The sequence below is a fragment of the Vibrio sp. 1457 genome (assembly GCF_033340195.1).
GTDB classification, from domain to species: Bacteria; Pseudomonadota; Gammaproteobacteria; order Enterobacterales; family Vibrionaceae; genus Vibrio; species Vibrio alginolyticus.
Window position 1 is genome coordinate 1 of record NZ_JAWOWA010000048.1, and the last position, 8664, is coordinate 8664.

10 protein-coding genes are annotated in these 8664 nt (G+C 41.9%); all 10 read right to left on the minus strand.

Annotated features, from left to right (window positions below; genetic code table 11):
• The 10 genes from R7Z41_RS23315 to R7Z41_RS23360 all read right to left on the minus strand — a co-directional run bounded on the left by R7Z41_RS23315 (position 1) and on the right by R7Z41_RS23360 (position 8523).
• Positions 1 to 234: a retron Se72 family effector protein gene (locus R7Z41_RS23315; protein ID WP_228069292.1), complete on the minus strand. Its 234-nt coding sequence runs from the start codon at positions 232 to 234 to the stop codon at positions 1 to 3.
• A complete protein-coding gene (locus R7Z41_RS23320) occupies positions 227 to 1393 on the minus strand; it encodes a reverse transcriptase family protein (protein WP_318136424.1) in 1167 nt (388 codons plus the stop codon). Before R7Z41_RS23320 ends, R7Z41_RS23315 begins: the two co-directional genes overlap by 8 nt.
• 33 nt (positions 1394 to 1426) lie before the next feature.
• The gene (locus R7Z41_RS23325) at positions 1427 to 1615 is read right to left on the minus strand and encodes a hypothetical protein (RefSeq protein WP_318136425.1); all 189 of its coding nucleotides are present in this window, start codon (positions 1613 to 1615) and stop codon (positions 1427 to 1429) included.
• A 529-nt stretch (positions 1616 to 2144) separates the two neighbouring features.
• Positions 2145 to 3593: an ATP-binding protein gene (locus R7Z41_RS23330; protein ID WP_318136426.1), complete on the minus strand. Its 1449-nt coding sequence runs from the start codon at positions 3591 to 3593 to the stop codon at positions 2145 to 2147.
• Positions 3594 to 3613: 20 nt separating this feature from the next.
• A complete protein-coding gene (locus tag R7Z41_RS23335; protein ID WP_318141607.1) occupies positions 3614 to 4471 on the minus strand; it encodes a DNA polymerase in 858 nt (285 codons plus the stop codon).
• A gap of 210 nt (positions 4472 to 4681) precedes the next feature.
• Entirely contained in the window at positions 4682 to 5419 is a 738-nt protein-coding gene (locus R7Z41_RS23340) for a hypothetical protein (protein ID WP_318136428.1), read from the minus strand.
• 607 nt (positions 5420 to 6026) lie between these two features.
• Complete coding sequence (locus R7Z41_RS23345; protein WP_318136429.1) at positions 6027 to 7178, minus strand: hypothetical protein; 1152 nt, start codon at positions 7176 to 7178, stop codon at positions 6027 to 6029.
• A gap of 159 nt (positions 7179 to 7337) precedes the next feature.
• The gene (locus R7Z41_RS23350; protein WP_169052813.1) at positions 7338 to 7511 is read right to left on the minus strand and encodes a hypothetical protein; all 174 of its coding nucleotides are present in this window, start codon (positions 7509 to 7511) and stop codon (positions 7338 to 7340) included.
• A gap of 71 nt (positions 7512 to 7582) precedes the next feature.
• Positions 7583 to 7957 (minus strand): hypothetical protein, encoded by a 375-nt coding sequence (locus R7Z41_RS23355; RefSeq protein ID WP_203533686.1) that lies wholly within the window; start codon positions 7955 to 7957, stop codon positions 7583 to 7585.
• A 95-nt stretch (positions 7958 to 8052) separates the two neighbouring features.
• On the minus strand, positions 8053 to 8523 hold the full coding sequence (locus tag R7Z41_RS23360) for a hypothetical protein (protein ID WP_318136430.1): 471 nt from the start codon (positions 8521 to 8523) through the stop codon (positions 8053 to 8055).
• Positions 8524 to 8664 lie beyond the last annotated feature (141 nt).

The window sequence follows — 8664 nt, forward strand, 5'->3', positions numbered from 1 at the left end:
TCAGGAAGCTATATGACCTTCCACCAAAATATTTTTAGCTCGTGGGCCTTTTGGTCTAGTTTCAATCTCAAAACTGACAATATCCCCTTCAGATGGCTCAGAAGATCCATCAGGTAACTCATCATAAAAAAAGAAGACATCTTTTCCTTTAGTTCGCCGGATGAAGCCATATCCTTTAAAGGCATCATAGGCATGAATCACTCCTGACTCACGGATAATTTCATCACTACTCAAGCCAATACTCCTTTTTCGTTGGAACATTTTTATAATGAACTTTCAGTTTTTTTATTAATACCTTCGCCAAGCTTGGATGAGAACGCCTGAGCACACCGAGCTTAAAAATTAGTCTATTGAAATCATTTACTCTACCAATTTTCTGATGGTGCTCCTTGGGAACTTGTAAGGCTCTATAAGCTAAATGTTTAAGCTTATTAGCTGTATAGTCATCATATTCAGGCAGAACATTCCTGAGTCTCTTCCTCAATGCTTTAGCTTGTGAATGCTCTAGTCTAGTCAGCTTTGCAACTTTGCCCGATGTTTTGTTCCACAACTCATGATATTCCGGAGTGGTCTTATCACTTTCGTATTTTAACTCACAGTTATAAACCAGCTGCCGTACGTACCTTCTTTCTTTTCTGCGCAGCTTAGGCTTTTTATGCTCAACCCACAGACCTGTGACCTCAAAGCCTTTAGCCGCTTTTCCACGATACTCTATTTTGGTTTTTTTCGAGTTGAGCTTTAAATCATGTGCAGTGAACATTCCTACAACTTTTCGAATAGCTTCCGTACAACCGCTACTATCTAAATTGCTGGCGGAAGAAAGAGTAACGTCATCTAACAACCTAGAGTAACTGATCCCTTTCCCGCGAAAAGCAGATACTAGCCGATACTCAGAATTAAAGAATACTAAGTTGGCTAAATAACTAGACGTACACCCACCTTGAGGAACCTTCCCTTTATAAGTTGTTAATTTAGTTAGAATATCAACTACTTCATCAGGAAATTTAAAAAAGTATTTGTAGATCGCTGATACTTTATCTGCCTTTATATTGGTATAGAACTTCTTGATATCTAAACTAATTAGTGTAGTGGCATTGGCATGTATCTTCGCATTTTCAACATAATCTCTCTTTACGTTAGCTCGAATCCCACCTTGCAAATACAGAGGAAATTCAACTAACTCAAATATTCGAGAGTTTATCCGTTTCTGAATCTTCTTTAATTCGTATTTAGGTTCAAAAACGGTACGATCTTTATCTACCAACTCGTATTCGGTATAAGATTCGTCAGCTTTATCAGCGATAGACAGTAAACGATTAGGATGTATTCCTAAAGTGAGGGCTAATTTTTCTACAGAAGCTATTGCATCATGAGGGTAATAGGGCTTATCCATAAACAACCTATAAAAAAAGAAAGGAGTCAGTTGTTAGAAGTAGTCAATAACCTCCTTAATGAAGGTAACTACAGCAACAATCACGGGTAAACTGTCTGATACCAGTCCAGATTTCCATGAGCTCTGGTCAACTTGTTTTTCCGATTCGTACTCGGCTTCGAGCATCGATTCAGTGTTCTTTGTAACGTGTTTACATTTGAGTTTCAGCTTGCGCTTAGACATGTGTGCCTCCTATGTTGGCTGTGAATAATTCGCCAGACCAAAATGAAGAGAGCCACAGAAATAATTTTATTGACCATTGAGCTGACTCCTAACCTTTCGCCAGACAACTGTCGCTTGGTGGGCCAATATAAATGAGCCAGCGGCGGAGTTCAGGGGAAGTTCCCATAGACCCCCAGGAGTCCGGTCATGATCCTTTCGGATCGCCCTTGTTAGAGAGCATCGACTTTCTGTGTAAATCAACAAACATAAATCACTTGAACAACAAACAGGCGAATAACACCTGCATGCACATGGTATTACTACATTTGAATATCGTCAATAACTTGAAGTCGGTTCAAGAAATTATTAAGTAGAAAAACCAACAGCAGTCACATCTGTAGGTCATTCAAAGCACATTTGAGCTTCGTAACAAGACAATCTTGGCCGTTTCCCACACCCAGAGAAAGATATCTTTTGTTGTCGTCGACGACGGCACTAAAACAAAAAATCCGACACCGATGACCAAAGCCACCGATGCCGGATGTGTTGATTAAATCAAAGGTTTATCTGAAACCATAATGTAACGCTCTGCATCTCGTCCAAACTTGAAGTAAATGCCATTGGCATTCAAGCTCGATTCTTGCCCCTTAATCTTTGCTGACAAGGCAGCTGCGCCTTTTGGTAGGTACATGCTTTCTTCAAACTCTTGAAGCTTATTCAGAAGCTCGGAAGGTTTGCCCTTCCACGACTTACCTCCAGCTTTCTTAAGCAATGCCGTAAAAGCAATCGTTAGACTATCATCTGCCATACCCGACGCCATCAAAGACTCTACATTCTTCGCGTACACTTTTTGCAGCTTACCCTCTGGGAGTTTCCAGATTTTTTCTAGCGCTCCTATCCATTTGGCATAGTCCATCATTCGCGCTTCGTGCATCACCTCAACATCAGGCAATACCGCCAACGCTTTGGATGCAAGAGTCAGTAAGGCACCGAGTATCTCTGGCATAGATGCTTCTAACTCAGCTTTCAGCTCTTGCTCAGGACGTCGATTGACTTTGTTCATCGGTTCCAAGTTGACTCGGAGGCAACGGGAAGCTAAGTCGGACTCTTTAACAAAATCATGAATACCATTTAGCACCAGTGGGCTATGTAGCTCTAGCATCGTCACTTCTGCTGTCTTGTACAGGGTTCGCTTCGTCATCGTTCCCTTGGTAGCTACAGTACAAAGCAAATCACTTTGACGCTTGGTTAAGCTTCTAAGGTTATCAATGACAACTAGCGACATGCCGTTGATGGTCAAAACAAAGTCACTTTGCTTAGGAAAAGCCATCGCTGAGACAGCACTAGGATCTAACAAGCCACGAAGCACGTTATTACAGAAGAAGCTTTTACCCGCCCCCTTTTCACCTTGAATCATCAAGATAGGGTATGGGACGCCTTTCGCCTTAGGATGAGCCATTAAGTACGTCATGTACGCGACCAACAAAAGAAATGTATCTTGGTCAGTATTAATAAAGTTTCTGAGCTTCTTTAAAGCAGATTTCATATCACTACAAGGCAACTTCGGCGTAACCATTGGCAGCTGAAAGCTCGGTCGCTGAAAATAGAGATTCTCATTACTAGCGGGCATTGTATCCAACACTTCAACACCTTGAGCACTAAGTTGAGCAATCTGACCGTTCGAGAGATCAATGGTCACTGTTTCAGTTCCCGGAGCCATACCATATCGAATTTGAGGTTTAATCAACGGCTGCTCATGCTCCCATGCGATAGCTTTGACTTCCTCGAATGCATCTTTCACGTTTTTACCAACCAATCTTAGTTCTACTCGCTTAGCGAACTTACGCAGCATCTGCTCTCCCTTATCAGAAGCCAATGGGATAGCTTGCTTAGACTCTCCGGTATACTCAATCAAATATGGTGTACGTGACTCGTCCTGCTTAACAACACTAGGACCAAACTGCTCTAAAAACTCTGCGAATACATTTTTATCAGCCATTGTAAAAATCTCCTTTAATACTATTTTTCTTGGGATGGCAGCGTCATTTCGACTGCCACTTTTAAACGGAAACCATTTAGAACATCGGCGGCGGCGTCGATGAGAGCCTGAGTTGCCGCATCCAATTGGTTTTGAAATTGTGCTTGTTCTAACCTCACCAAGAACGAATCGTGGTTGGTGAGTAGAAGTGGAATGTTGGCATCATCAAGACGTAGACAGGCTCGGCGCATAATGTCGGCACCTGTTGCTTGAATCTTCCAATTAGTTAGCGAGAGTTGCCCGTCCAAATCCGAAATGGTGTATTTCCAATCTAAGGAACGAGCGAAACCTTGATGCCGAATAACATCGGCAGATTTAGCGAGATAGCGGTCAATTGGGTAAACAAGGCGAGATAGCTCATTAGACAGGGCTCTAACTCGACTCAAGGCAATACCCAGCTTTTCAGCGAGTGTCCGATAACCGATACCATATAAGCGCCCAATGAGCAGTTGCTTACACTGGTCACGGCTAAATTGGCCTCCAACTAACTGAACGATATTTTTGTATATGTCCCCCTTTTGGTACCAATTCATGAACACCTGACATTGCGCAAAATAAGCAGCAATCATAGGTTCTTGTTGCTGGTAATCTAAAAGGGCATAAACACTGCCTTTAGGTGGGCTTAGTACAGACTTCCAGTACTGCTTAGGAACTTGGTTCAGAGAAGAACCAAGAGCATGATCACGACCTGTTTTAGTATGAAAAGCCGAGACGACTGGACGATACCAATGTCCGGTAGAATCTGTGTTTAGTGCTTTAACAATTCCTTGATATTGCTTAGCTACGAATTGGCTTGTACCCGATTTTTTCTGTGAGTACGAACCAATTCGCTTAAGCATTGCAGTACGATTTACTCTAATCGCTTCTCTGCTTTTTAGATGCTCTATATGCCGCGTAATACGACGTTGAACATCCAAAGGGGGTAAGCTCGAAACAGATTTAACCTCTTGAGCGATATAATCAGGTAGGTAACCTTGCGCTGAGTGAACAAGTAACTGTTTATTCAGCGCATAGGTATGTGGTCCTAGACCATAACGCGCTATTGCAATTCATGCTGCCATATCGTCGAACTCCAAATCATCAAGGTCAATCTCCTCTTCAATTTCGATTTCCTCCAATTCTTCTAACGGCTCTGGGTCGTCAGAGAAAATTCCATCTTCGGAAGGATCTCTCACTCTTTCATCGTCGGCGTCGTCATTCACTTGCTTTTGTTCAGTATCTCCGTCAACGACGTCAACGAACTCACCTTTATTTTCTAATAACGCTTGAGCTACAGGATGTTCTAGGGAATCGATGTGATACTCTCCACCAAACGTTTCATCAAAAGCTTTCGCTACAAGAGACATATCAACATCGAATGGGGCGATATCATGCTCAACCGAGTAACTATAGACACCAGCCTCTTTGTTACGTTTTACGGAGATAACCTTCCCCTCAGCACTCGCCTTCACCGCATCTAATTTACTGCGGTTCCAAGAGTTTGAAGGGTTGCTACTCAATAGAACAAAGCGAATATCGTTTTTAGTCGTTTGCAGAACATGAAGCACCTTTTGGGAGACCTCTTTTTTCGGCAAGGACTCCGCGACATCTGCATCTACATAATATGTAGATTTAAATCCTGTCTCGTCATCGTATCGCTCAACCGTAAGCAACTTCTGCACTTCAAACTTAGCCATGAATGGCACACCATCTGACGGCATCATGTTCGACAATGCGTTACTAGGAATCTGCGCTTTGAAGTTAGCTACTTTTTCAGCCTGTGCATTTAGTTTTTCAAATAGACTCATATCATTCTCTCCTAAGTTATCAATAGAAATTAATGCGGTTTAATTCAGCATCGCAATAGGCAGCCATTCAGCTACCCATTAAGTTGCAAAATCAACATTCAAAAGTCGTAGAGCGTTACTTTCCAGATTGTTAAAGAGCATTTACGGAATTTTTTGATTGAATTCCGATGGTTTAAAGGCTTATATTCACCCCCGTTGAGCCACTGCTCAGGGAGTGTTTTGTATTAAACAAGAAGCCGAGTTTGATAGCTGTCATACGCGCTCAGGTTTGTCTTTCACCTTCGCTTCCAATTCGATACCTCGTTGCCATGTCTGTACTTTATAGAACTTGGTTTTCACTGGCTGTCATACGCGCTTAGATTTGTCTCACCCCTTGCTACAGAAGCCTTCCCGCTGTTTCGCCAATGTATAAAATTGATTGGTATTCGGCTGTCATTTGCGCCTAGATTTGTTGAATCTCTCTTTATGCTGCTTTACCGAACACCAACGAGACCTATTAAATACTTTTCTCGAAAAATGGGCTGTCATTTGCGCTCGGGTTTGTTGAGAGACAAAAAAAAGGAGAAGCATTGCTGCTTCTCCTTGAGTGGATTGAACGAGGTTATTGTTAAGCTTGGTCTTTACTGCTAGCTAGGATTTGACTGTGAATATAGCCATCTTTGGACTTATCGTTCTTCCATGCAGAGAAGTTGTTTTTGAGATCGAGAAATCGTGCTTGTTGAATCTCTTCCTTATGTACTTGCTTATTGAAGTCTTCCAGCTTGGGCATGTCAGACATGTAGAAAAAGTAATCATCCAAAGATATTTGCTTTGCTACTTCCGATAACGTTAAGTTGTAGTTTGTAAGATAAGAGTACAGCCATGCTTTAATAAACAACCAACGGTATTGAGCTCTAAGATCTCGTGATTTAGCGAATTTATTTTTGCTGATTTCCTTGAATATGAAATCATTCGGAGCCGAGGGCATTTCCGGCTTTAAACTTAGTTTTTTGACTAGGTGGTGTGCCAGTACAACATCAATGTATCGAGAATATTTTTTCTCATATCCTTTAGGGATGAGAAGCTTTACTTTTTTCTTAGTTTCAGCCCGCCTCATTTTGGTCATTTCTCGAAACCAAAGTTTCGTAAATCCAGGAACACGCACATTGAGCAGACGCTGATACTCCTGAAGCAATAGCTTAGCGAGTAACGCGTACCTAGCATCTGTATCGAATGCCTTCAGCTCACCAACATCAAATTCATCTGATTGCGCCAGTTCCCAAAGACTATCACTAACTTTTTGACACTTAGCGACAATCCAAGCTTGAAGTTCCTCATTAACATAGTCCCTATTCTCTACGACATAATCCCGAATCAACCCAGACCAAATGGCACAGGCTGATTCTGTGATGAGCTTTAATGAGCGTATCGCTTCCGAGTTTTCATCACTAGCTAGAAGTTCAAAGCTATCTTTCAGCTTTTGTATCCCTTTCTCTTGCTTCCTACCATACGGCTTTTGCAGAAAGATATGACAGTCATACAAGTAATTACGCAAATGAGCTTTATTAAAAAAACTAAATGCAAACGGACAATAAGGATCATCATTGCCCGGAAGAGGTCCTTGCTCGAATGCTCTATATGAAAAGTTCTTGTGTTTGTAGCTTGGTCTGTTTTCAGCTTTTTTCTTAAAGCGTCGGTACCAAGGGTGGTAATCAGCAATTAACCGCTCAAAAACTTCTAAGTCAGGATCATCCTCAGCAATCTTAAAATATTCAGCCATCAGTACTCCTCACTCTGATGTATTGACGTAGGGTGTATGTATTGTACAAGTTGGAATTATTCAATAAAGCAATAAATTAGCGTCGTCGACGCATTACGAACCGACGTCGGCGACAACAAAAAAAGCAGAGGTTATCCCCCTGCTCACCTAACTTGTCCGTCAATCATCTATAACCTCGTCGGCGACGACACCAATTACGAAACCAGCTAGACCACCGATTAATACCCCATATGGACCATACCTAGCACCAATAGCAGCACCGACTTTAGCCGCACGAATACCTGTGTTCTTTTTGGATTGGGATGATGATTGTGAAAAGGTTTTGCTTTGCATGTTTGCTCCTTCTGGGATGTAAAAAAGGGCAATACTTCTCGATATCACCCTTAACGATTTAATACCCCAGCTTACTTAACTGAATCGCATAGATGATTTGCGAAGCTACGAGTCATCATTTGACTTTGGTACTGGTTATTTAGCTTCAATGTATTGAGCCAGAACTCATCCCCATCAACTTCGAATTGCATAAATGCTTTCTGCTCTTGATTGCGGAAATTCACATCACCTTCAATATCAACGAAGATTCGCCCCGATTTGGTTTTACCTGATTTCCATGTTTCATTGGTGAATGCCGAGTCGATCATGTCCCCTATTACGTAAGGGCAACCATCTGGGCTACCTTCTTTAATTGTCTCGATTGCATCATCTGTATCCGAACTAAATAGACCTGCTGATGCACCGAAGCTAGCTAGAACTAACGCACTGATTAGTAGTTTTTTCATTACTACATTTCCTTATTAGATTTACTGATTGAAGAATTTGATATGGATTGCTGTCGGCGTCGTCGGTACGACGTCAGCGACGATAAATGGAAGGGTTATTTTGTTTTCTTGTCTGCGAACGCTAACAACTCTGCTTTTAGCTGTTGGTATTCGTCGCCTAGTACGTGAAGATAAATTGATGATTCGGACTTTTGGGCTAGACCTAAGTCTCTAACTATTGAGGCGCAAAAACCTTGGTTATTGGCTGAACCTGAAGGATATAGGGATTTATAGACCTGACTTTTCCACGGGTTATCACCTTGAGATTCGATCAACTGGAATAGTTCGTTAAGTGGAACCCAGCGTTTTGAGTGCAATCCTGCCCCGCCACTTTGTCCGGCAATTCGAAAATAGAGCTGCTTGTCCTCATTATGTTGAGCAATTTCATAGAGGACTTTTCCTTGGGCCTTTGCACCTAGTTTGGGTGCTCCACCTGTTTTGAGAATGGCAGAGAATGGATTGTCTTCTGGCGTGGTTTTAGATGTATCAACTCCTGCATTCTTCCTGCTGTTTTTGGCTTGGTTCATAGAAACTCCTTTATTTCATTGAGCTAGAAATAAGAAAGCCCCTACCGGACGAATCCAGTAAGGGCTCTTACAATTCAATAATATAAATTCGTTTTGCTGCTTGTTACGCCTAGGGATTTTTCCTGTCTTTTCCGGTACTGT

Coding starts and splice junctions, on each gene's coding strand:
- R7Z41_RS23355 (WP_203533686.1), bottom strand. CDS start 7,957: ATGAAAAAACTACTAATCAGTGCGTTAGTTCTAGCTAGCTTCGGTGCA.
- R7Z41_RS23350 (WP_169052813.1), bottom strand. CDS start 7,511: ATGCAAAGCAAAACCTTTTCACAATCATCATCCCAATCCAAAAAGAAC.
- R7Z41_RS23325 (WP_318136425.1), bottom strand. CDS start 1,615: ATGTCTAAGCGCAAGCTGAAACTCAAATGTAAACACGTTACAAAGAAC.
- R7Z41_RS23335 (WP_318141607.1), bottom strand. CDS start 4,471: ATGCTTAAGCGAATTGGTTCGTACTCACAGAAAAAATCGGGTACAAGC.
- R7Z41_RS23340 (WP_318136428.1), bottom strand. CDS start 5,419: ATGAGTCTATTTGAAAAACTAAATGCACAGGCTGAAAAAGTAGCTAAC.
- R7Z41_RS23345 (WP_318136429.1), bottom strand. CDS start 7,178: ATGGCTGAATATTTTAAGATTGCTGAGGATGATCCTGACTTAGAAGTT.
- R7Z41_RS23360 (WP_318136430.1), bottom strand. CDS start 8,523: ATGAACCAAGCCAAAAACAGCAGGAAGAATGCAGGAGTTGATACATCT.
- R7Z41_RS23320 (WP_318136424.1), bottom strand. CDS start 1,393: ATGGATAAGCCCTATTACCCTCATGATGCAATAGCTTCTGTAGAAAAA.
- R7Z41_RS23330 (WP_318136426.1), bottom strand. CDS start 3,593: ATGGCTGATAAAAATGTATTCGCAGAGTTTTTAGAGCAGTTTGGTCCT.